This window comes from Clostridium carnis (assembly GCF_054657435.1).
The window spans coordinates 2,422,083-2,445,380 of sequence record NZ_BAAHYS010000001.1; the positions used below are offsets into that span (position 1 = coordinate 2,422,083).

At 27.3% G+C, this 23,298-nt stretch carries 20 protein-coding genes and 1 pseudogene; 18 read left to right on the top strand and 3 right to left on the bottom strand.

Going from position 1 to position 23,298, the window contains the following annotated elements; genetic code table 11:
• Positions 1-357: 357 nt before the first annotated feature.
• The 9 genes and pseudogenes from ACYQ1T_RS11720 to ACYQ1T_RS11760 all read left to right on the top strand — a co-directional run.
• Positions 358-438: pseudogene (locus ACYQ1T_RS11720) on the top strand (HTH domain-containing protein); the annotation flags it as partial.
• Positions 439-440: 2 nt separating this feature from the next.
• Positions 441-569 (top strand): hypothetical protein, encoded by a 129-nt coding sequence (locus ACYQ1T_RS11725; protein WP_459834922.1) that lies wholly within the window; start codon positions 441-443, stop codon positions 567-569.
• A gap of 181 nt (positions 570-750) precedes the next feature.
• The gene (locus ACYQ1T_RS11730; protein ID WP_459834924.1) at positions 751-873 is read left to right on the top strand and encodes a hypothetical protein; all 123 of its coding nucleotides are present in this window, start codon (positions 751-753) and stop codon (positions 871-873) included.
• A 52-nt stretch (positions 874-925) separates the two neighbouring features.
• Positions 926-1,798: an SPL family radical SAM protein gene (locus ACYQ1T_RS11735; protein WP_459834926.1), complete on the top strand. Its 873-nt coding sequence runs from the start codon at positions 926-928 to the stop codon at positions 1,796-1,798.
• Positions 1,799-1,884: 86 nt separating this feature from the next.
• Positions 1,885-2,844 (top strand): tRNA dihydrouridine synthase, encoded by a 960-nt coding sequence (locus ACYQ1T_RS11740; protein ID WP_459834928.1) that lies wholly within the window; start codon positions 1,885-1,887, stop codon positions 2,842-2,844.
• 438 nt (positions 2,845-3,282) lie between these two features.
• Positions 3,283-4,995 (top strand): sigma-54 interaction domain-containing protein, encoded by a 1,713-nt coding sequence (locus tag ACYQ1T_RS11745; RefSeq protein ID WP_459834930.1) that lies wholly within the window; start codon positions 3,283-3,285, stop codon positions 4,993-4,995.
• Between the two features lie 323 nt (positions 4,996-5,318).
• Positions 5,319-6,680 carry a short-chain fatty acid transporter gene (locus tag ACYQ1T_RS11750; RefSeq protein WP_459834932.1) on the top strand — a complete coding sequence of 454 codons (1,362 nt, stop codon included), beginning with the start codon at positions 5,319-5,321 and terminating at the stop codon, positions 6,678-6,680.
• A 27-nt stretch (positions 6,681-6,707) separates the two neighbouring features.
• On the top strand, positions 6,708-7,652 hold the full coding sequence (locus tag ACYQ1T_RS11755) for a 3-hydroxyacyl-CoA dehydrogenase family protein (protein ID WP_459834935.1): 945 nt from the start codon (positions 6,708-6,710) through the stop codon (positions 7,650-7,652).
• A 44-nt stretch (positions 7,653-7,696) separates the two neighbouring features.
• On the top strand, positions 7,697-9,247 hold the full coding sequence (locus tag ACYQ1T_RS11760) for an acyl CoA:acetate/3-ketoacid CoA transferase (RefSeq protein WP_459834938.1): 1,551 nt from the start codon (positions 7,697-7,699) through the stop codon (positions 9,245-9,247).
• A gap of 159 nt (positions 9,248-9,406) precedes the next feature.
• Here ACYQ1T_RS11760 and ACYQ1T_RS11765 read toward each other — a convergent pair whose 3' ends face one another.
• A complete protein-coding gene (locus tag ACYQ1T_RS11765; protein WP_459834941.1) occupies positions 9,407-9,943 on the bottom strand; it encodes a DUF6143 family protein in 537 nt (178 codons plus the stop codon).
• A gap of 336 nt (positions 9,944-10,279) precedes the next feature.
• Here ACYQ1T_RS11765 and ACYQ1T_RS11770 point away from each other — a divergent pair, with 336 nt between their 5' ends.
• From ACYQ1T_RS11770 to ACYQ1T_RS11795, 6 genes are all read left to right on the top strand, one after another.
• Positions 10,280-11,035, top strand: coding sequence for an MIP/aquaporin family protein (locus tag ACYQ1T_RS11770; RefSeq protein WP_459834944.1), 756 nt, complete (start codon positions 10,280-10,282; stop codon positions 11,033-11,035).
• A 19-nt stretch (positions 11,036-11,054) separates the two neighbouring features.
• Positions 11,055-12,554 (top strand): glycerol kinase GlpK, encoded by a 1,500-nt coding sequence (gene glpK / locus ACYQ1T_RS11775; protein WP_459834946.1) that lies wholly within the window; start codon positions 11,055-11,057, stop codon positions 12,552-12,554.
• Between the two features lie 253 nt (positions 12,555-12,807).
• Entirely contained in the window at positions 12,808-13,941 is a 1,134-nt protein-coding gene (locus ACYQ1T_RS11780; protein WP_459834948.1) for a deaminase domain-containing protein, read from the top strand.
• Positions 13,942-14,128: 187 nt separating this feature from the next.
• Positions 14,129-14,281 carry a zinc-ribbon domain-containing protein gene (locus ACYQ1T_RS11785; RefSeq protein ID WP_430841979.1) on the top strand — a complete coding sequence of 51 codons (153 nt, stop codon included), beginning with the start codon at positions 14,129-14,131 and terminating at the stop codon, positions 14,279-14,281.
• Positions 14,282-14,426: 145 nt separating this feature from the next.
• Positions 14,427-15,959 carry a [FeFe] hydrogenase, group A gene (locus tag ACYQ1T_RS11790; protein ID WP_459834951.1) on the top strand — a complete coding sequence of 511 codons (1,533 nt, stop codon included), beginning with the start codon at positions 14,427-14,429 and terminating at the stop codon, positions 15,957-15,959.
• 62 nt (positions 15,960-16,021) lie between these two features.
• Entirely contained in the window at positions 16,022-16,492 is a 471-nt protein-coding gene (locus ACYQ1T_RS11795; RefSeq protein WP_459834953.1) for an LURP-one-related family protein, read from the top strand.
• Positions 16,493-16,750: 258 nt separating this feature from the next.
• On the opposite strand, the gene ACYQ1T_RS11800 is transcribed toward ACYQ1T_RS11795, so the two are convergent.
• Both ACYQ1T_RS11800 and ACYQ1T_RS11805 read right to left on the bottom strand, forming a co-directional pair.
• Positions 16,751-17,539 carry a response regulator transcription factor gene (locus tag ACYQ1T_RS11800; protein ID WP_459834955.1) on the bottom strand — a complete coding sequence of 263 codons (789 nt, stop codon included), beginning with the start codon at positions 17,537-17,539 and terminating at the stop codon, positions 16,751-16,753.
• Positions 17,532-19,232 carry a sensor histidine kinase gene (locus ACYQ1T_RS11805; RefSeq protein WP_459834958.1) on the bottom strand — a complete coding sequence of 567 codons (1,701 nt, stop codon included), beginning with the start codon at positions 19,230-19,232 and terminating at the stop codon, positions 17,532-17,534. The genes ACYQ1T_RS11800 and ACYQ1T_RS11805 overlap by 8 nt, the downstream gene beginning before the upstream one ends.
• Positions 19,233-19,436: 204 nt before the next feature.
• Between ACYQ1T_RS11805 and ACYQ1T_RS11810 the strand changes: the two genes are divergently transcribed.
• From ACYQ1T_RS11810 to ACYQ1T_RS11820, 3 genes are read left to right on the top strand one after another with little or no spacing between them, the layout of a single operon-like run.
• Complete coding sequence (locus ACYQ1T_RS11810) at positions 19,437-20,465, top strand: ABC transporter substrate-binding protein (protein ID WP_459834960.1); 1,029 nt, start codon at positions 19,437-19,439, stop codon at positions 20,463-20,465.
• A gap of 29 nt (positions 20,466-20,494) precedes the next feature.
• Complete coding sequence (locus ACYQ1T_RS11815) at positions 20,495-21,604, top strand: ABC transporter ATP-binding protein (RefSeq protein WP_459834962.1); 1,110 nt, start codon at positions 20,495-20,497, stop codon at positions 21,602-21,604.
• Positions 21,597-23,252: an ABC transporter permease gene (locus ACYQ1T_RS11820; protein WP_459834964.1), complete on the top strand. Its 1,656-nt coding sequence runs from the start codon at positions 21,597-21,599 to the stop codon at positions 23,250-23,252. The genes ACYQ1T_RS11815 and ACYQ1T_RS11820 overlap by 8 nt, the downstream gene beginning before the upstream one ends.
• Positions 23,253-23,298 lie beyond the last annotated feature (46 nt).

Consider the following 23,298-nt stretch of genomic DNA (forward strand, 5'->3'; position numbering starts at 1 on the left):
AACTATTTTATTTAGTAAATAAAGAATAAAAGGCTGATTTGGAAAATTAAACCTTGTTCAAATAATATCATTAATGATAATCATTTTCAATTAAATTTGAACAAAAATTAAAATTATTATAATTTTGTTAAATTTATATTAAATTTATTAATTTTTTTATAATTTTTAATAGAAAATACTATTAAATTAGGTATGAGCTATATAAATAAAGTTATAGAAAGGAAGATTTTATAAAAGCAACATCAATAATATAGGGCTATTTTAATTTGTAATATATAATAGTAAAATTAGTATAAAAGGGATTTGAAAGTAGAGGAGAGGTACAAAAATATTATGTAAGTAGATAGATTATTTGAAATTATATATATTCTTTTAGAAGAGAATATTGTAACTGCAAAGGAGTTAGCAGATAGATTTGAAGTATCACAAAGAACTATTTAATGAGAATTTCATCTAAAATGGCATATAGAGTATACGATGAGTTTGAAGATTTTAGAAAGCTAGATGATGGTAGTTTTATTGTTACTATTGAATATCCTAAAGGTGAGTGGCTTTTTAATTATTCTTAATATGACATATAGTTGTCAGATTAATATAAGTATAATAACCTTATCAAATATATGGAGGTTATAAATATGAATTATGAAATTGTTAATTTAAAAGAAAAATAGTAGTGAGATTTAGTATTATTACAAGTAGTGATGATCCTAATATGAGAAAAATTATTGGAGGTCTTTTAGAAAAGTTATTATGGAAAAGGCAGTTGCACAAGCTTGTAGTGAAATTTGCCAGATGAATTTAGATAGAAGCTATAAAGCTGATTTTGAAGAATATTTAAATTCAGATTTTGATAATGCTAAAATTGATATTTAGATTTCATTGAACTAATTATTAAGAGAATTATTTAGAAGGGAGTTACAGTTACATGCATAATGTTATAGCAAAGGGGATACTATCTAGTAATAATGGGATGAATATTTATAGGGGATGTACTCATGGGTGTATATACTGTGATTCTAGAAGTATTTGCTATGGAATGAATCATATTTTTGAGGATATAGAGGTTAAGGTTAATGGGCCACAGTTATTGGAGGATACACTTAAGAGAAAAAGAAAAAAATGTATAATTGTAACAGGAGCAATGAGTGATCCATATATTCATCTAGAAGAAAAGGTTCAGAATACAAGAAAAGCCTTAGAGATAATTGAAAGATATGGATTTGGATTAGCTATACAAACTAAATCAAATAGAATATTAAGAGATTTAGATTTACTAAGGAGCATAAATAATAAAGCAAAGTGTGTTGTCCAGATGACATTAACAACTTATGATGAAGAATTATGTAAGATTATTGAGCCAAATGTTTCTACAACAAAAGAACGATTTGAAGTTTTAAAGATAATGAATGATAATGGAATTCCTACAGTAGTTTGGATAAGTCCTATTTTACCTTATATAAATGATACAGAGGAAAATATAAGAGGAATATTAGATTATTGTATAAAAGCTAAAGTTAAAGGAATTATAGTATTTGGTATTGGATTAACATTAAGAGATGGAAATAGAGAGTATTATTATAGAAATTTAGATAAGTACTTTAAAGGATTAAAAGAAAGATATATAAGACAATATGGAAAAAATTATGAAGTAGTAAGTGAGAATCATGAAAATTTGATGAAAATTATTAAAGAAACCTGTGAGAAGAATAATATTATCTATGGAATAGAGGATGTCTTTAAATATATGAAAACTTTTGAAGAGAAAAATAATGAAGTTCAAATAAGCTTTGATATATAAGAAAGTAAATATAATTAATAATAAGTAGATAAGAAAAAAGAAGGCTGATATAATGTTTCTTAGAATGTTTATAAAGGAGTTAGTAAATGAAACATTATTTAGCACCAATGGAAGGAATTACAGGATATATATATAGAAATTCTTATGAAAAGTTTTTTGGAAATATAGATAAATATTTTACACCGTTTATTGTTCCTAATAAAAGTAAAAGCCTTAAAACTAAAGAACTTAGGGATATTTTACCTGAAAATAATAAAAAAATGAATATAGTCCCTCAAATACTTACTAATGATTCAGAAGGTTTTGTTGTTACTTCAAGAAAATTACAAGAATTAGGTTACAATGAGGTTAATTTAAATTTAGGGTGTCCTTCTGGAACAGTTGTTTCCAAAAATAGAGGTTCAGGATTCCTTGCCAAAAGAGAAGAACTTGATATGTTTTTAGATGAAATATTTAAAATGAAAGATATGAAAATTTCTATAAAAACTAGAATAGGAAAAGATAGCCCTGAAGAATTTTATGAGTTAATAAAAATTTATAATAAATATCCTTTAGAAGAATTAATTATACATCCAAGAACACAAAAAGATTTTTATGGAAATAAGCCTAATTTAGATGTGTTTAGAGATGCATTAGCTTTAAGTACTAATGAAGTATGTTATAATGGGGATATTTTCACTGCTACTGACTATAATAAACTTATAAAAGATTTCGATGAAGTAAAATCATTAATGTTAGGAAGAGGAATATTAGCAAATCCAGGGCTAATAAATGAGATTAAAAATAATACTAATATAGATAAAGAAGTACTAAAGGATTTTCATGATGAAATTTTAAATAAATATATAGAGTTATTTAATGAAGATAGGAATGCAATATTTAGAATGAAAGAACTATGGGGATATATGATCTTTATTTTTTCAGATAATAGAAAATATGCTAAAAAAATAAAGAAATCACAAAAGTTAAGTGATTATAATGAAGCTGTATTAAGTTTATTTAGAGAGCAAGAAATAATAAAAGGGGCTGGATTGCTTAGAAATTAATACTAAATATCTATTTTATTAAATAGATAAGATTAAAAACTAAGAGAATATAATAAAATAGATTTACATTACTGGTAGATTTTAAAGGACAAGCTTAGTATAAATTATGAAATCCATGATAGAAATATCATGGATTTTTGTGTATACAAAAATGTTTAATAATATATAAGAAACAATCATCAAATTATTATAGTATATAGATATAATATTAATTTTTGGTTAAAAATGTAAATTTTCAATTAAATAAGTAAACTATAGCTAATATCAGCTATAACTCCTAAAGCTAAGGAATACCTCTATTTCGTAGTTTGGTAATAAAATACTTTTGTGTTAAATTATATAAAGATATTGATTTATTTTTAACATAATAAAGTATAGGACAAAAGGAGGGGAATTTGGTAAGTAATTTATTTATATATAGATACTTACCAAGAGCAAATGGTTAGTTTAAAAAAATTATTTAAAGATATATGTGATAGGTTATATAAGGGCTTTATTATAATCGATAAAAATGAAAATATAATTCTAATAAATGATATGACAGAATCACTATTAAATATTAAAAAAGAGGATTTTATAGCTAAGAATATATGTAATCTTATAACAAATATTGATTTTAAAGAGCAGTTATATAAAGGTAGTTTGGAACTAGATATACGATTTAATTTTAATGAAAAGAATTTTGTTATAGATAAATTACCTATATGGGGTGGAGAAGAAATAATTGGTGCCATAGGAATTTTTCAAGATAATGAAATTCACGAAAATATAATTAACATGACTTCTAATATTTTAAGTTCAGATATATTAAATACTATTATGGATACTACAAAGGAGTGTGTTGTAGTAGTTGATAAAAATGGCATTATAACAATGATGAGCAAATGCTATAAGGAGTTTCTTCAATATGATAATCCAGAAGGAAAGTATGTAGAAGATATAATAGAGAATACTAGATTACCTAAAATATTAAAGTCAGGGAATATAGAATATGGTGATGTACAAGTAATAAAAAATAAAGAAGTTATAGCAATGAGAGTTCCTATAAAAACAAATGGAGATATAACTGGTGCTATAGGTAAAATAATGTTTAAAGATATAGAGGAGCTAGTTTTACTTAATAATAAACTTAACAGATTAAAAAACGAAGTAGAATTTTATAAAAGTGAATTAGGAAAAGAAAGAAAAGAAAAATATTCTTTTGATAATATTATTGGAATATCTAAAAAGGCAATAGAGGTAAAGAAAATATGTAGGCTGTTATCAAATACTGATTCAACTGTCTTAATTATAGGGGAAAGTGGTACTGGTAAAGAATTACATTCTTGTGCAATACACAATTTAAGTAAAAGATCATTAGGGCCATTAGTTAAAATAAATTGTGGAGCAATACCTAGTAATTTGATAGAGTCAGAACTTTTTGGATATGATGATGGAGCTTTTACTGGTGCTAGAAAGGGCGGAAAAATAGGAAAGTTTGAAATGGCAGATGGAGGAACAATATTCTTAGATGAAATTGGGGAAATGCCTATGGATATGCAGGTTAGACTACTTAGAGTAATTCAAGAAAAAGAAATAGAGAGAATTGGCGGAAATACTGTAAAGAAAATAGATATAAGAATAATAGCTGCAACAAATATAGATTTAGAAGAAGCTGTTAAAAAAGGAAAGTTTAGAAAAGACCTTTATTATAGATTAAATGTTATGAGAGTTGAAATTCCACCATTACGTGAAAGGAAAGAGGATATAGAAATATTGGCAGATAGTTTAAGAGTTAAGATAGCCAATAAACTAGGAATTTATGTTGAGGGAATATCAAAAGAATCTATTAAAATGTTACAGAATTATAACTGGCCTGGAAACGTAAGAGAATTAGAAAATGTTATAGAGAGAGCTATAAATCTTTTAGACTCTGAAAGTATAATAATTGAATCAAAACACTTGCCACAAGCAATTACTAATAATAAATCAATAAACTTTTTCCAAGAGGAAATGACTTTAAGTGATATTCTTCAAAAGGTAGAAAAAAGATCAATAGAAGGATGCTTAAAGAAAACTAAATGGAATAAAAACAAAGCAGCAAAATTATTAGGAATAAGTAGAGTAAGTTTATATAAAAAAATTGAGAAATATAATATAGAGGAAAAGTAGAAATCAAATATAAATATTAGTAACTATTATAATAATTTTAATTTGATAACTAGCTTTTATTAAATGAGAAGTTAATGATTTTAAATAGTGTATATTTATTATACATGTACAATAAATATACAAAAAAACACAAACCTTTATGTATAGCTTTACATGAGGGGGTTAAGCTGTAAATTATGTATAAAAAATATACATATGGATATAGGAGGTATATGGTAAATTCAATGTATTTACTAAAATTGGAAATTGGCATGACTATTGCTATAAATAAAAGTGTAATTTAATTAATATTTTAAGTTAATAAAAATATGGGGGGAATGTAAATGTTTAAAAAATTTACTAATGGATGCGTAGCTCTAGTACAAAGGTATCTACCAGATCCATTTATTTTTGCATCTATACTTACAATTATAGTTTATATAGCAGGAATGCTAGTAACAAATCAAGGACCATTAGAAATGTTAAGTCATTGGAATAATGGATTTTGGAGCTTATTATCATTTGGAATGCAAATGGTATTAATTGTTATTACAGGACATACTTTAGCTAGTACTCCAATAGCTAATAAAGGAATAAAAAAAGTAGCATCTATTCCTAAGAAACCATGGCAGGCAATAGTAATAACAACATTAGTTGGAGGTATGGCTTGTTGGATAAATTGGGGATTTGGACTTATATTAGGTGCCATATTAGCAAAGGAAATAGCTAAAAAGGTAAAAAAGGTTGACTATAGGCTTTTAATTGCATCAGCTTATTCTGGTTTTGTTGTTTGGCATGGTGGATTATCAGGATCAATACCACTTACAATTGCAGCTGGAGGAAAAGAAGTAGAGGCAGTTTCAGCAGGAGTAATAAAATCTGTAATACCAACAAGTGAAACAATATTTAGTATTTATAATATTTTTATCGTATTAGCTATTTTAATAATATTACCTATAATTAATTGTTATATGCATCCAAAGGGAAAGGATATATTTGAAATAGATCCTAAGTTATTAGAAGAGAGTGAAGCTTCATCTAAAGAAACTATTAGTTTAAAGGATATGACACCAGCTCAAAAACTAGAAAATAGTCCTGTAATATCTACTTTAGTAGGAGCTATGGGTTTAATATATATGATTTATTATTTTACCCAAAATGGATTTAAACTTAATTTAAACGTAGTTAATTTTACATTTTTATTTTTAAGCATATTACTTCATGGTACTCCTCGTAAATTCTTAAATGCTGCAGCATCAGGAGTAAAAGCTACTACAGGTATTATTGTACAATTCCCATTTTATGCTGGAATAATGGGAATGATGGTTGGAGCTAGTGCAAGTGGAGTTTCATTAGGAGGAACAATTGCAAATGGAATAATAGGAATAGCAAGTCAAAATACATTACCTATACTATCAATATTAAGTACTGCTTTATGTACTATATTTATACCTTCTGGTGGAGGAGAATGGGCTCTTCAAGCGCCAATAATAATGCCAGCAGCTCAACAGTTAGGGGTTAATGCTAGTGTAGCAGCAATGTCAATAGCTTGGGGTGATGCTTGGGCATGTTTAATACAACCATTTTGGGCATTACCAGCTTTAGCTATTGCTGGATTAAATGCAAGAGACATTATGGGATTTTGTATAGTAGACTTATTAGTTACAGGATTAATTGTATTTGGAGGCTTCTTATTATTAGTATAAATTTTATAAGGAAAGGTGAGGAGAAAAATGAATATAAAGAATGTAGCAGTTTTAGGAACTGGAACCATGGGACATGGAATAGCACTTTTATCAGCTAAAGCAGGTTTAAATGTAAAAATGTATGGAAGAACTGATGAAAGCTTAGATAGAGGTATAAGTAGTATAATATCAAGTCTAAACAGATTAGCTATTGAAGGGGAACTTAGTGATGATGAATGTGAAAAAATTCTTAGAAGAATAAAAGGTGTAAAAACTCTTGAGGAAGTAGCAGAGGATACAGATTTTATAATTGAATCAGTAGCAGAGAATTTAGAGCTTAAGCAAAGTATTTTTAATAAATTAGACTTATTGTGTAAACCAAAGGTTATATTAGCAAGTAATACATCAGGACTTAGTCCAACTGATATAGCAAAAAATACTAAGCATCCAGAAAGAGTTGTAATAGCACACTTTTGGAATCCACCTCAATTAATACCATTAGTAGAAGTGGTGCCAGGAGAAAAAACAGATAAGGAAACTGTTGATATAACTGTTGATTGGGTTAATTTTATCGGTAAAAAAGCAGTTAAGATGGAAAAAGAATGTCTAGGATTTATTGGAAATAGGTTGCAATTAGCGCTTCTAAGAGAAGCTATGTATATAGTTGAAAAAGGATGGGCAAAACCAGAAGAAGTAGATAAGGCTATGGAGTATGGACATGGTAGAAGACTATCTGTAACAGGACCATTATGTAGTGCAGATTTAGGCGGATTAGATATATTTAATAATATTTCATCATATTTATTTAAAGACTTATGTAGATATACAGAACCATCTAAGTTATTAGAAAATAAAGTTAATGAAAAGAAGTTAGGAATTAAGACTGGTGAAGGTTTTTATAATTGGGATAGAAGAAAAATTGAGGATAAACAAAGAGAAAGAACAGAAGTATTATTATATTTTTTAGATAGAGATAATAATGAAAATAAATAGATGGAAGTGTTTAGGATAATTATATTTATCGAGGTGTATATAAAATGAAATCTAAAATTATAAGTTTAGAGGATTCAATTAAAATAATAAAAAATGGTTGCGTAGTAGCAGTAGGAGGATTTATTGGAAGTGGACATGCAGAAGCAGTAACAGCAGAAGTGGAAAAGAGCTTCTTAAAATATGGTACTCCAAATAATTTAACACTAATATATGCTGCTGGACAAGGGGATAGTAAGGATAAAGGCCTAAACCACTTTGGACATAAGGGACTTGTTTCGAAAATAATTGGTGGGCATTGGGCATTATGTCCTAAATTACAAAAATTAGCAGTTGAAAATGAAGCTAGAGCTTATAATATTCCTCAAGGGATAATATCTCATATGTATAGAGATATTGCAGCTGGAAAGCCTGGAACAATATCAAAAGTTGGATTACAAACCTTTGTAGATCCAAGGCTTGGCGGAGGGAAATTAAATGAAAGTACAAAAGAAGATATAGTTAGAGTAATAAATATTGATGATGAGGAATATTTATTTTATAAATCTATACCAATAGATGTTGCGATACTAAGAGCAACTTATGCTGATGAAGAAGGAAATGCTACATTTGACAAGGAAGTTGCAACATTAGATGCAACCTCAATGGCTCAAGCTGCAAAAAATAGTGGAGGAGTAGTAATTTTACAAGTAGAGAATATAGTTTCTAAGGGAACTTTAGATCCAAGAAAAGTTAAGATTCCAGGAATATATGTTGATGCAATAGTAGTTTCTAAACCAGAAGTTCATATGCAAACTTATGCTGAAATGTATAATCCAGCATATTCAGGAGAAATAAAGTCACCAGTGAGTTTAGTTAATTCTTTACCATTAGATGAGAGAAAAGTAATAGCAAGAAGAGCAGCATTAGAGTTAAAGACAAACTCCATAATAAACTTAGGTATAGGAATGCCAGAAGGAATATCTAGTGTAGCAAATGAAGAAGGAATAGGCGATAAATCTACATTGACAGTAGAATCAGGACCTATTGGAGGCGTTCCAGCAAATGGTTTGAATTTTGGTGCATCATTAAATCCAATATCTATTTTAGATCAAGCAACTCAATTTGATTTTTATGATGGTGGAGGCTTAGATATAGCTTTCCTTGGACTTGCTCAATGTGATAGAAGTGGAAATATAAATGTAAGTAAATTTGGAACTAAAATAGCAGGATGTGGTGGATTTATTAATATTACTCAAAATGCTAAAAAGGTTGTATATTGTGGAACTTTTACAGCAGCTGGCTTAAAAGTTAAAGTAAATGATGGTAAATTAAATATAGTAAATGAGGGACGATTTGTTAAATTTATAGATAAAGTAGAGCAAATAACCTTTAGTGGAGAATATGCATCAGAAATAGGGCAAGAAGTTTTATATATTACAGAAAGAGCAGTTTTTAGGCTGTATAAAGAAGGGTTAGTACTAGAAGAAATTGCTCCAGGAGTAGATTTGGAAAAAGATATATTAGAAAATATGACCTTTAAGCCTATAGTATCTAAAGATTTGAAATTAATGGACGAAAGGATTTTTAAAGAAGAATTAATGGGTTTAAATATGTAATGATAGTAAAATGTAGTTAAGATTTAAATCTAAAATATAGTTTATATTTTAAAATGAAAAAATGGGATGTGTTAAAAATAGTTGATACATCCCATTTTACAGTATGGTAAAAAACAACTGTTTAAATATATTTCTAGGTTAATAAATAAGGATTTTAGTTTAACAATAACAAGTTAAATTTCTTTCCCACCAACCGAAAGCAACTATAGTACTATCAAAGGCAATAGGTAGGAGGCCACCAAGATAAACAATAAGAGATTCTCCAGGTGGAATAATTATTTGTCCACCATCAATTACTAAAGTTGAGTAAGGAGAAATTATTCTGCTAAATATAGATACACCATTTCTTGGAGGAGTAGTAGTTGTTGGTAAATATTTAATTTTCCCTCTAGGAGTTGGTTCAGGAGTAATAGATAAGTTAGTACAGCTAACTGAATTACTATTCAGTGCTCTATTTAAGGTAGATTTTAGATAAAATTCAGCAGATAAATTAATCTCAGAAATATTTGTTACAGTTATAGCATTTACATAAATATTTACATTTGAATTAATAGGATTTACTAACGCGGCTAAAGCATGCTGATCTTTTCCAGTTAATATTGGTGTCTGACCAATAAAGTATCTTCCTTTTTCAGATTGATATAATGGATAAGGTATAGACACTTCCTTCATAATTTTTTTATTAGTATAGGACATTTTAATCACCTACATATAAAATTTTAGGAAAATAATATTCCTATAAATATTATATTTACAATATATCTAATATGTGAAAGAATAGAGTACTATTTATTTTTATATTGAATAAAAATATTCAATATAAAAAGGAATATATTGACAATTATATATAAAGGGTGATACAATAATATTGTGCTGAAAATGATTACAAAAATGTAGGTAATGAATGTAAAATTAAAAATAAAGATTTGGATATGTAGAATAAAGAGAATTAGAGAAAAAAGCTACATAAAATTGTGCATGCAATTTTATGTAGCTTTTTTTCTTTAAATATTAATAAAAGGAGCGAGCAAAATGCAAGCATATTTAGCAGAATTTTTAGGCACTATTATTTTAATTTTACTAGGTAACGGAGTTGTTGCCAATGTAGTGTTAAGAAAAACAAAAGGAAATTCCTCAGGGTGGATTGTAATAACGGCAGGGTGGGGATTTGCAGTAGCAGTAGCAGCATATATTACAGGGTGGATGAGTGGAGCTCATCTAAATCCGGCTGTAACTATAGCATTAGCTTCATCGGGATTATTTCCATGGGGAGATGTACCAATGTATATAGTAAGTCAGTTATTAGGGGCTATGGTTGGAATGGTTCTTGTTTATATTAACTATAAGCCACATTATGATGAAACTTTAGATGGTGAGGATATAAGAGCAACATTTTGTACAGCACCTGCTATAAGAAATAAATTTTATAATTTTATAGGTGAATTTACTGGTAGTTTTATATTATTATTAGGTATAAGAGGAATAACTTATAGCGAAGTATTTAAAACTACATTCCAAAGTTCAGGAGGAGAAATAGTAGGAACAGTAGGTATTATGGGATCATTTTTAGTAGGTATTTTAATATGGGGTATAGGATTATCTTTAGGAGGTACAACAGGATATGCTATAAATCCAGCAAGAGATTTAGGTCCAAGAATAGTACATGCTATGCTACCAATAAAAAATAAGACTAATTCAGATTGGGGTTATTCTTTAATACCAGTTATAGCACCAATACTTGGAGGAGTTTTAGGAAGTTTAGTATTTGATATAATAATTAAATTATAAAATGTTAGGAGTGAAGATTATGGGAAAGTATATTATAGCATTAGATCAAGGAACCACAAGTTCAAGGGCAATTGTATTTGATAAGGAACAAAATATAATAGGAATAAGTCAAAAAGAATTTACTCAAATATATCCTAAAGAAGGCTGGGTTGAACATGATCCAGTGGAAATATGGGCTACTCAATATGGTGTTCTTCAAGAAGTTATCGCTAAAACTAATATTACTCAAGATGAAGTAGCTGCTATAGGTATAACAAATCAAAGAGAAACTACTATTGTTTGGGAAAAAAGCACTGGAAAACCTGTTTATAATGCTATTGTATGGCAATGTAGGAGGACAGCAGATATATGTGATAATCTAAAAGCCAAAGGATGGGAAGATTATATTAAGAAAAATACTGGTTTAGTTGTAGATGCATATTTTTCAGGAACTAAAATAAAATGGATACTAGATAATGTAGAAGGGGCAAGGGAAAAAGCAGAAAGAGGAGAACTTTTATTTGGAACTGTAGATACTTGGCTTGTATGGAAGCTAACTAATGGTAAAGCACATGTTACAGATTATACTAATGCATCAAGAACTATGCTTTATAACATAAAAGAATTAAAATGGGATGATAAAATTTTAAAGGAATTAAATATACCAAAATCAATGTTACCAGAAGTTAAAAATTCTTCAGAGGTATATGGTGATACAAACCTTGGTGGAAAAGGTGGAGTAAGAGTTCCTATAGCTGGTATGGCAGGAGATCAACAAGCAGCCTTATTTGGACAAACTTGTTTCGAAAAGGGTGAGGCAAAAAATACTTATGGAACAGGATGCTTTTTATTAATGAATACAGGAGAAGAAATGGTAGAAAGTAAAAATGGTCTTTTAACTACTATAGCTATAGGTATTAATGGAAAGGTTCAATATGCGTTAGAGGGATCAGTGTTTGTAGGAGGCGCAGTTATTCAATGGCTTAGAGATGAATTAAGAATAGTAAATGATTCAGCAGATACTGAGTATTTTGCATCTAAAGTTGATGATAATGGAGGGGTATATATAGTGCCAGCTTTTGTTGGGCTTGGAGCACCTCATTGGGATATGTACGCTAGAGGAGCAATATTTGGATTAACAAGAGGAACTAATAGAAATCATATTATAAGAGCAGCACTTGAATCAATAGCATATCAAACAAGAGACCTTATAGATGCTATGAAGGAAGATGTTGGATCAGATCTTAAGAGTATAAAAGTAGATGGAGGAGCAAGTAGAAATAAATTCTTAATGCAATTTCAAGCAGATTTATTAGGAAAGAAGGTTATAAGACCGATAATATCAGAGACAACAGCATTGGGAGCAGCGTATTTAGCAGGGCTTGCAGTAGGATTTTGGAATGATAAAGAAGAAATTAAAAAGTTCTGGCATATGGCTGATGAATTTGATGCAAAACTTGATAAAGAAAAAGCAGACAAGTGTTATAAAGGATGGGAAAAGGCTGTTAGTAGATCTTTAAGATGGGAAGAGGAAGAGTAATATTTAACGATAAAGGTTATTGTAAAAAGTAAAGTATAATGTATAAATTGGGTATCTTATAAATGATTTTTAAATTATTTATAAGATACCTATTTTTTATTATACCTAAGATTATATTAAGTTATCTTTGAGTAAATATTAATTAAGTGTATAATTGGAATAGTTTTGATAATATAAATTACATTTTAGTATTGAAATATATAAATTTAATTATTTCAAGTATATTAATGAAATTTAAACATAAGAGGTAAATATGAGGGAAGTAAATATGACCTTAAAGAAAAGAAAAAAAGAACGAATAAAGATTAGTAATATAAGTCAGTTTAAGGATGAATTAAAAAGAGAAGGATATAACATAAGTGAATTAGATGAAGAAAAATTTAAGGAAAAGGTTATAAAAATTTTTAAGGTAGATACTAGTGTAATAGATAGGTTATATATATGTATTAAGGAGGGTGATATTACTTATAAAGCAAATAATATAAGAGGTTTTATAGACTATATAGAGAAAATAATGTTATTTGAAAATGAACATAACAACCTATGTAAAAAACTAAGTAAAATAAAAAAGCTAAATATAGATAGAATCGAATATGAACGAGAGATAGGCTTTCAAGACAATGTAACCCATATTATAAATACTATAGAAAAAACAAAGAATGATGTATCTAGTCAAATAAATGAAAAAGAGAAAATCAAAATAGATAAATTAGAGAAAGAATTAGATAAGGAGTGTATTTATACAAAGGATATTGAGTTGTTGAAAAAAATGATTATTGTTAAAAAAGATGTTGTAAAAGAAAAGTATAATGACAAAACTAGAACTAAAACAATATCTATAGAAATACCAGAGAAAATAAATCATAAATATATTATACCGGAAAAAGGAACGATAGAGTATCATCAACATTTAAGTAATAATATACCAAGAATTCAACGTTTAATAAGGAATATGCATAAATATATAGAAAGTGATAAAAAAGAAAAAACAACATTTAAAATAGAACAAAGTAAAACATTACAGGATTCTATAAATATAGCAGTAGCAATATATGATAATAAGGAGTTTAAAGCAATAAGTGGAAGTAATAATGTAAGAGATTATTGTTTTGCACCAGCAATAGAAGAGGCAGTTTTTAAAAGCTATAAGGTTAATAAATTAGGTGAATTAGGAGTAGGATATAACAGAGTTAATGATAGTGAAAAAAAGATATTTGAAGAAATACATAAACAAATAGAATCAAAAGTATTAAAAAATGAAGGAAATCTTATTTTATATAGTAAATGGGAACCGTGTCCAAGCTGCTATTTTGTAATTAGTCAGTTTTGCCAAAAACATCCTAATATAAAAGTAAAAGTGAAATATAGTAAAAAATATGGTGAATAACAGATTATTATAAAATTATAGATATTTATAAAAAAATAATAATATTATATTGCAATAAGTATTATTTTATGTTATTATAAAAAAGTAGCAGAAATGCTAACAAAATAAAGACTTTCATTTTGTAAATAGTTTCTCGTAAATAGAGATTATTAATGAATTAAAATCTTTAAATTTAGGAGGAATTATTATGACAGATAAAACAATAGTATGCAGAGATTGCGGTAGTGAATTCATATTTTCAGTAGGAGAACAAGAGTTCTACAAAGAAAAAGGATTCGATAATGAACCAACAAGATGTATTTCTTGTAGAAGAGCTAAAAAAGAACAAAATAGAAGATAATTTTAGATTGTTAGAAGGCTATAGTGTTAACTATAGCCTTTTTTTGTTATATAATTATATTTAATAGATTTTTTTTCAAAAACAATAATATTAAAAGTAGAACTATAATATTATTAGAATAGAAAAAATATTTAGGAGTAGTTTAGTGGGGAAAAGACGTAAAAAAAATATTAGGCAAGCCCAGGAGTTAATTAGAATCAATAGAAAAAAATGTATAGCATGTACAGCTTGTGCTATTAATTGCACAAAAATTACAAATATATCGGTGCTAAAATTATCTCAGCCAGATATGAAAGTTATAAAACCTAAAAAAGATACTTTTAATGATAGTGGTTGTATATATTGTGGACAATGTACTTTAATATGCCCAACATCAGCCATAGATATAAGAGAAGATATTAATGAGATTGATAATGCTATAGCTAGTAATAAGTATATAGTAGCTACATTCGCACCAGCTGTTAAAGCCACATTAGGTGAGGAATTTGGGTTAGAAATTGGCACAAATGTTAATGAAAAGTTAGCTACTTCGGCAAGACTTTTAGGAGCTAATAAGGTATTTCAAACAGATTTTGGAGCAGATATGACGGTAGTTGAAGAAGCAAAAGAATTATATGATAAAATTAATAATAAAGAAGCTTTACCTATGTTTACATCTTGTTGCCCCGCGTGGGTTAAATGGGCTGAAAGATTTAGAAGGGAATTATTACCTAATATATCTACTTGTAAATCTCCACAGCAAATGGTAGGAACTTTAATAAAAACATATTTTGCAGAAAAAAATAATATACCAAAAGAAAATATATTTGTTATATCTATAAAACCATGTACTGCAAAAAAATTTGAAGCAGAAAAACTTGAATTTAGTAAAAATGGATATAAAGATATAGATGTTGTACTTACAGTTAGGGAATATGCAAAACTTTTAAATATAAAGGGCATTAATATAAAAGATATTCCATCAGAGGAATTTGATAATTTAATGGGAGAAAATACAGGATCGGGAGCAATCTTTGGAAGTAATACAGGTGTGCTAAGGTCTACTTTAAGATCAGTAGGATATTATTTTAAAGATGCTAATTTATCAAATTTAATAAATATTAAGCCTGTTGATTTAGTTGGATTCGATGGGGTTAAGGTAATAGAGTATAGTATAAATAATCTTACTATAAAAGGTGCAGCAGTAAATGTAATTAGTAATCTAATAAACTTTTTAGATAGTGAAAAATGGAAGGATTATGATTTTATAGAAGTAATGGCATGTCCTGGCGGGTGTATAAATGGAGGAGGAACTCCAAAAGTTATGAAAAAATCCAAAGTAAAAGAAAATTTTTGTGTTTCCTGCGGAACTTGTATAGAAAATTGTCCTACTACAGCATTAAAATTTAACACAAAGGGAGTTGCAGCGGTAGATAAAGATAAATGTGTAGGATGTAAACTTTGTAGTAATTTATGTAGAAGTAATGCTATTTCAATGGAGTTTTATGATAAAAGTAACTATACACTTTTAACTGAAAGTTATATAGATTTAAGGAAAAAAGTTTTAAATGAAATAGATGAAAAATCAGAAATTAGGGTATCTAATGAAAATCCGGAAGTAAAAGAAGTTTATGATAATTACTTAGGTGAAATAGGAGGTAGCAAAGCTTTAGAACTTCTTCATACTAAATTTAATTAACATTTTTGAATATATTAAGGAAACTAAATTTAGATATTTATATAAATAAAGGAGAGGTTTAAATGGTAAAAATAATAAGTATTAGAGGAGCTAAAGAACCAAAGGTAATCAAGGTAACAGATGAAAATGGGAAATATATTCTAAGTTTAAAAAAATCAATGGCATTACCAACAAGGTCACGATATTCAATAGTTAACAATAATAATGAAAATATAGGAATTATAGAAAAAACTAGAGCTAATTTTTCCATTGTTGATTTTCCTGAAATAAATATATTAATAAATGATGATAAAATTAAAATAAAAAAAGACATGAAAGAATTAAAAGACGTTTATGAAATTATAGGAAGTGGTTTTTCTGTTGTTGGTAATTGGTTTGGACCGACATTTAATATCACTAAAAATGAAAACTTAGTAGCATCTGTTAATGTAGAAGAAGAAGAAATAGGCAGAGGCTATTTAGCTGATATTATTGATAAATCAAATGAAGAGGAGATTATATGTATCTTGCTTTCATTAAGTTGGATTATGTAAAAATCAAATTACAAAAGCCATTAAATCAGATACCAAAGGCAAGATAAAGGTTACTGTATGTAAAAAGTGTTGTAAAATTTAAATGTTTTTTGATAAGTTAGATAAAATAAAGTAGTGAATAACTTTAACATTATATGAATTAAAAAGTAAAATGGACAAGAAAAATTACCTTGTCCATTTTTATATAGTCAGTTATAAACACTAATTTAAAATAGAAATAAATACTATAACGTATTTGAGTTATTTCAACATACTAAATTAATTATTTTTAAAGTATTCTAAAAAATCACTTGGAAGGCAATTAGTATATTTCTTAAAAACATTTATAAAATATCTATAATCTTTAAATCCAACATCAGTTGCAATTGTATAGATTTTACCTTCTCCAGTTTTTATTAAATTTATTGATTGACTTATCCTATATCTATTTAAATAATCATTAAAAGTATAGGAAGTTTCTTTTTTAAACTTTTGATTAAGGTAAGTTGAACTCACACCTAGATTATCAACTAAATCCTGAATTGTAATTTTTTTACTATACTCACTATTAACGTAATCTATCATTTTTGAAACATAGTAAGAGGAATTTGATATTTTTTTCAAAACATTTTTTTGAATTACATCTAATTCATCTATAGTAGATGTAGTATTTTCAATAATATTATGCTCTTTTAGTAATAGAACTTGTTTTTTTGCTCTTTCTAAAGCATCGAATAGCTGTTCACTATCTAACGGTTTTAAAAGATATTCAGTTACTCCAAGATGAATAGCTTCTTTAGCTAAAGCAAATTCATCATATCCAGAAATTATTATTGCACTATATTTAAACTCAGTTATACTATTTTTTATCATTGTAAGACCATCCATAATAGGCATGTTTATATCAAGAAGAACTATATCAGGTTTAAAATCTCTGATTTTATCTAGGCCTTCTTTTCCGTTGCAGGCTTCATCTACAACGACAACATCTGATTTACTCCAATTAAATGTATAGCGTAGCCCTTTTCTTATCATTTCTTCATCTTCCACTATTAAAAGTTTAAACATAAGAGTTTTCCTCCTCAAAAGGTATTGTTAATTTTATGTTAGTACCTATCCCTAATGCACTTTCAATTTCAAAAGTTTGGTTATCTACATATAGTAGAACTAATCTTCTATATAAATTATATAAACCAATATGATTTGAAGTATTATTAGGATCAGATATAATTTTTTTTACTTTGGCTAATTGTTCCTCTGACATTCCAGAACCATTATCTTTTACTGACAATATAAGTTTATTATCTATAATATTTGAAGTTATATTAATTTCTAAATTTTCTTTATCCTTATATCCATATTTAATTGAATTTTCAATAATTGTTTGTAATAGGAGCTTTGGAATAAGAGCTTTTTCAGAATTATTATATATATCCATAGTATATTTTAGTTTACCTTTAAATCTAAATTGATTTAATTCTAGATAATCTTTTATATACTCTAAATCTTTATTTAACAGAACCTTTGGTCCGTCACAATTAATGCTATATCTTAAAAGGCTTGAAAGTCCCATTATAATTTTCTCACAGTCATTTGGCGCTATAATCATAGAATATTTTAATGTTTCAAGAATATTAAAAATAAAGTGTGGATTAAATTGTGACTGTAAAAGTTTAATTTCGCTTTTATAACTAAGATCAATAAGCTCCTTATTTTTTTTCATTAAAGAATTAAGATTATCTAACATATTATTAAATTCATTTGCAAGTAGTTCAAACTCATCTCCAGAATTTATACTTACATAAGAGGTTAAATTACCTTTTTTTAATTCATTTACAGAGTAGATAAGCTTGTCTATAGATTTACTATTATTCTCAGCCATTTTAGTGGCAAGGTAGTGTATTAAAGCTACTGATAATAGAATAACTATAAGCATAAAGGTAAAATAGATTAATAAAATATTATTTTTTATATTTATACAATTTAATGTGTATACAGATATAGGGGAGTTGGGTATATTAGTTTTATTTAAATAATATTTATTATTTAAAATCTTAACATGGTTATCATCATAATATTCAGGACTAAACTTATTCATTAATCCTTTTACAAAGTTATTATTTGTAGCGATTATCCTATTATGTTTATCTGTAATAACACTTAACTCATTATTTTCTTCAAATAATAAATTTTCAAAATCCTCTTCATAGAGTTGATAAATTAAATATCCTATTATAGAATTTTCATTTTTAATTGCTTTAGCAAAGGTATAAATTGTTTTTTTATTATATTCATAGGAAAGGATATTTATTTCACTTAGTATTTTATCTGGATTATCCTTAATTTTAGGTATTATAAAGTTTAATATAGTAAGATCTGTATCAGAAGTAGGATTACTAGTTGAAATTAAAAAGACACCTCTAGAATCTATTAAGTTTAAAACTCCTTTTACTTTTTGCTTATTTGCAAATTTATAATATTCGTCATATACAAGATTTAAATCTGTTCTATTATTTATATAATTTATAACATTACTAGAAATAGACATTTTATCAACTTCATTATAGTAGTTAGTATAAATTTCATTAATAGAATCACTAATGTTCTTTCCAGCCTGCTTAGTGTTCATAATAATATTTATTTTAGTTATTATAACTATAAATATAGAAAATAATATAATTAGTATAAAAATAGGTATAAGTGCATACTTGAAGAAGAAGTGATGTATTGACTCCTTAAAGCTTTTAAAATTATTATTCATAAAAATACTCCTCATTTTTTCTAATATATGAATATTATGTAAACAGTATAACATTTAATTAAATATGTTTCTATTAAGAAATTGTAAGTAAAAATTAGTTTTCTATTTTACACTATATTTGTGAATTTTAGCATTTAAAGGAATATTGAATACGCTTACAATAAAGATGTACTTAATAAATAAAAAAATAAGGGGGAAAGAAAAATGAAAAAAGTTTTAGCGATTGTAACTTCAATTCTTTTAGGAGCAACATGTTTAGTTGGGTGTAGTGGAGCTAATGGAGGAGATGGAGGTAAGGAATCTAAAAATCTTGTTGTTTATTCTCCAAATAGTGAAGATATTATAAATACTATAATACCAATGTTTGAAGATGAAACAGGAATTAGTGTTGAACTTGTAAGTGCTGGAACAGGAGAGTTATTTAAGCGTATTGAATCTGAAAAAGATAATCCATATGCAGATGTTATATTTGGTGGTTCTAGGGCTCAATATGCACAAAAGCCTGAATTGTTTGAAAAATATGTTTCAGCAAATGATAGTGATTTGATGGAAGGACATAAAAATACAACTGGATATATTACAACTTATGTTTCAGATGGTAGTGTTATTCTTGTTAATAAGAATCTTATAGGAGATATAAAAATAGAGGGATATGAGGACTTATTAAATCCAGTATTAAAAGGAAAAATAACAGGGGCTGACCCAACAAGCTCAAGTTCAGCTTTTGCACATTTAACTAATATGCTACTTGCAATAGGTGGAGATTATACTTCTGATAAAGGATGGGATTATGTAAAAAAACTTGTTGACAATTTAGATGGAAAAGTAGCAAGTGGTTCAGGTGCAGTACACAAAAGTGTAGCAGATGGAGAATATGTTGTAGGATTAACTTATGAAGATCCATCAGCGAGTTATGTAAAAAGTGGCGCTCCAGTTGAAATAGTTTATCCTAAAGAAGGAACTGTTTTCTTAGATGCAGCATCAGGAATTATTAAAGATGCTAAAAATATGGACAATGCAAAGAAGTTTATGGACTTTATAACTTCAAAGAAAGCACAAGATGCTTTTGGATCAAAGTTAACTAATAGACCTATTAGAGAAGATGCACAATTAGGCGATTATATGAAACCGATGAAAGATATACATCAAATATATGAAGATACTGATTATGTAGCTAATAATAAAAATAAAATAGTAGAAAAATATAGAGAAGTTATTGTAAAGAAAAATTAAATAATACAAAAGGATAGAGGGTGAATTATATGAGTATAGCTATAAATTGTGAAAAAGTAGTAAAGAAATATGGGGAAAATATTATAATTCCAGATTTAGATTTAAATATAAAAAATGGAGAGTTTTTTACATTACTTGGTCCTTCAGGATGTGGGAAAACTACATTGTTAAGAATGATTATAGGATTTAATAGTATTGAAGGCGGAGTAATTAAATTTAATGAACGTGTAATTAATGATGTACCACCAGCTAAAAGAAATATAGGCATGGTATTTCAAAATTATGCTATATTTCCTCATTTAACAGTAAAACAAAATGTTGCTTTTGGATTGGAAAACCGTAAAGTACCAAAGGATGAAATAGAAAAAAAAGTAGATGAAATTATGAAGGTAGTTAAAATTGATGAGTATAAGGATAGACTACCAGAAAATTTATCAGGTGGTCAGCAACAACGTGTAGCCTTAGCACGTGCCATCGTAATTCACCCAGATGTACTATTAATGGATGAACCACTATGTAATCTTGATGCTAAATTACGTGTAGAGATGCGTAATGCAATTAAAGAAATTCAAAATCAAATTGGAATAACTACAGTTTACGTTACTCATGACCAAGAAGAAGCAATGGCTATATCAGATAGAATTGCAGTAATGAAACAAGGTGTTATTCAACATGTAGGTACTCCACAAGAAATATATCAAAGACCTGCAAATTTATTTGTTGCATCATTTATTGGTGGTACTAATGTATTAGAACGTAAAATAATTCTAAAAAATAATAAGGCATATATTAAGTTTAATGATAAATATGTTGAAGAAATGGACAACCTATTCTTAAAAGGGGATAAAGAAATTAATGCAAAAATTTCTGTAAGACCTGAAGAATTTATTATATCAAAAGATAATAATGGCTTAAAGGCAACTGTAACTTCAAGTGTGTTCCTAGGATTAAATACACATTACTTTGTTGAATTAGAAAGTGGTGAAAAGATAGAAATAATTCAAGAATCTACTATAGAAAAAATTATAAAACCAGGAACTAAGATAGGATTAACAGTGAAAAAAGATAAAATAAATGTGTTTGATGAAGAAGGAAATACTAATTATACTCTAAATAACGTAGGTGATTTAAATGAGTAGATTAAAGAAAAAAAATGACGTATGGACTTTTATTACAGCAGGAATATTTATAGTATATATATTAGTATTAGTATTTCCTTTATTCACATTATTATGTAAAAGCTTTATAAGTGGAGAAACTCATAGCTTTTCACTAGCATATTTTGCTAAGTTCTTTAAAGAATCTTATTATTATGAATCACTTTTTAATAGTTTAAAAGTTACAGTTTGCGTTACGTTATTATGTGTTGCAATAGCTACACCTCTAGCTTATATTATGGCAACAATAAAAATTAAGGGTAGATCAATTATAAGAATATTAATATTAATTTCATCTATGCAAGCACCATTTATTGGAGCGTATTCATGGATATTATTACTTGGAAGAAATGGAGTAGTAACTAATTTCTTAAAAGATGCATGGCATATAAATATGCCAGATATATATGGCTTTTCAGGAATATTACTAGTTTTAACCCTTCAACTTTCACCACTAATATTTATGTATGTATCAGGAGCTTTAAAGAGTGTGGATAATTCACTATTAGAAGCAGCAGAAAGTATGGGATGTACTGGTGTTAGAAAAATGTTTAAGATAATGGTACCTCTAATATTACCAACATTATTAGCAGGGGCTTTACTAGTATTTATGAGAGCTTTAGCTGACTTTGGTACACCTATGCTTATAGGAGAAGGATATCAAACAGTTCCTGTTTTAATATTTAATGAGTTTATTAGTGAAATGGGTGGAGATGATGGATTTGCAGCTGCTATTAGTGTAATAGTAATTGTATTTGCAACTTTAATATTCTTATTTCAAAAGTATATTTCAAATAAAAAATCCTTTACTATGAGTGCGCTTCATCCAATGGAAGCTAAAGACATTAAAGGATTAAAAAATATTTTAGCTCATGTATATGTATATATATTTACATTTATTGCATTATTACCACAAATAGTTGTTATTTATACATCTTTCTTAAATACTTCAGGAAGAATTTTTACAAATGGATTTTCTTTGAAAAGTTATACAACTGCATTTACAAAGGTTGGAGGATCTATAAAGAATACATTTGTATTAGCTACACTTGCAATAGTAATAGTTGTTATATTAGCAATTCTAATTGCTTATGTAACAGTTAGAAGGAGAAACCCATTAACTAATTTATTAGATATATTAACTATGTTCCCATATATTGTACCAGGATCTATTTTAGGTATAGCATTACTATTAACATTTAATAAAAAACCACTTTTATTAAGTGGAACAGCAATTATTATGATAATTGCATTTGTAATAAGAAGGCTACCTTATACTATAAGATCTAGTGCAGCTATAGTACATCAAATAAGTATAAGTACTGAAGAAGCTGCAATAAGCTTAGGAGCATCTAATTTAAAAACTTTTTGGAAAATAACATTGCCAATGATGTTACCTGGAGTTGTTGCAGGTGCAATATTAAGTTGGATAACAATAATAAGTGAGCTTAGTACATCAATTATACTATACACTGGAAAAACTAAAACAATGACTATAGCTATATATACTGAAGTTCTTAGAGGTAATTATGGTACAGCTGCTTCATTAGCTACTATATTAACAGTAATTACAGTTATATCATTATTACTATTCTTTAAGCTTTCAGGTAAAAAAGAAATAACAATGTAAAAAAATAAAATACTATATCTTAAGAATTTTAAAACTCTTAAGATAT

Excerpts from the sequence above, each read along its gene's own strand:
- ACYQ1T_RS11820 (WP_459834964.1), top strand. The coding sequence starts at position 21,597 with ATGAGTAGATTAAAGAAAAAAAATGACGTATGGACTTTTATTACAGCA.
- ACYQ1T_RS11730 (WP_459834924.1), top strand. The coding sequence starts at position 751 with ATGGAAAAGGCAGTTGCACAAGCTTGTAGTGAAATTTGCCAGATGAAT.
- ACYQ1T_RS11725 (WP_459834922.1), top strand. The coding sequence starts at position 441 with ATGAGAATTTCATCTAAAATGGCATATAGAGTATACGATGAGTTTGAA.
- ACYQ1T_RS11755 (WP_459834935.1), top strand. The coding sequence starts at position 6,708 with ATGAATATAAAGAATGTAGCAGTTTTAGGAACTGGAACCATGGGACAT.
- ACYQ1T_RS11740 (WP_459834928.1), top strand. The coding sequence starts at position 1,885 with ATGAAACATTATTTAGCACCAATGGAAGGAATTACAGGATATATATAT.
- ACYQ1T_RS11765 (WP_459834941.1), bottom strand. The coding sequence starts at position 9,943 with ATGTCCTATACTAATAAAAAAATTATGAAGGAAGTGTCTATACCTTAT.
- ACYQ1T_RS11760 (WP_459834938.1), top strand. The coding sequence starts at position 7,697 with ATGAAATCTAAAATTATAAGTTTAGAGGATTCAATTAAAATAATAAAA.
- glpK (WP_459834946.1), top strand. The coding sequence starts at position 11,055 with ATGGGAAAGTATATTATAGCATTAGATCAAGGAACCACAAGTTCAAGG.
- ACYQ1T_RS11780 (WP_459834948.1), top strand. The coding sequence starts at position 12,808 with ATGAGGGAAGTAAATATGACCTTAAAGAAAAGAAAAAAAGAACGAATA.
- ACYQ1T_RS11810 (WP_459834960.1), top strand. The coding sequence starts at position 19,437 with ATGAAAAAAGTTTTAGCGATTGTAACTTCAATTCTTTTAGGAGCAACA.
- ACYQ1T_RS11815 (WP_459834962.1), top strand. The coding sequence starts at position 20,495 with ATGAGTATAGCTATAAATTGTGAAAAAGTAGTAAAGAAATATGGGGAA.
- ACYQ1T_RS11750 (WP_459834932.1), top strand. The coding sequence starts at position 5,319 with ATGTTTAAAAAATTTACTAATGGATGCGTAGCTCTAGTACAAAGGTAT.
- ACYQ1T_RS11800 (WP_459834955.1), bottom strand. The coding sequence starts at position 17,539 with ATGTTTAAACTTTTAATAGTGGAAGATGAAGAAATGATAAGAAAAGGG.
- ACYQ1T_RS11735 (WP_459834926.1), top strand. The coding sequence starts at position 926 with ATGCATAATGTTATAGCAAAGGGGATACTATCTAGTAATAATGGGATG.
- ACYQ1T_RS11770 (WP_459834944.1), top strand. The coding sequence starts at position 10,280 with ATGCAAGCATATTTAGCAGAATTTTTAGGCACTATTATTTTAATTTTA.
- ACYQ1T_RS11805 (WP_459834958.1), bottom strand. The coding sequence starts at position 19,232 with ATGAATAATAATTTTAAAAGCTTTAAGGAGTCAATACATCACTTCTTC.
- ACYQ1T_RS11795 (WP_459834953.1), top strand. The coding sequence starts at position 16,022 with ATGGTAAAAATAATAAGTATTAGAGGAGCTAAAGAACCAAAGGTAATC.
- ACYQ1T_RS11745 (WP_459834930.1), top strand. The coding sequence starts at position 3,283 with ATGGTTAGTTTAAAAAAATTATTTAAAGATATATGTGATAGGTTATAT.
- ACYQ1T_RS11785 (WP_430841979.1), top strand. The coding sequence starts at position 14,129 with ATGACAGATAAAACAATAGTATGCAGAGATTGCGGTAGTGAATTCATA.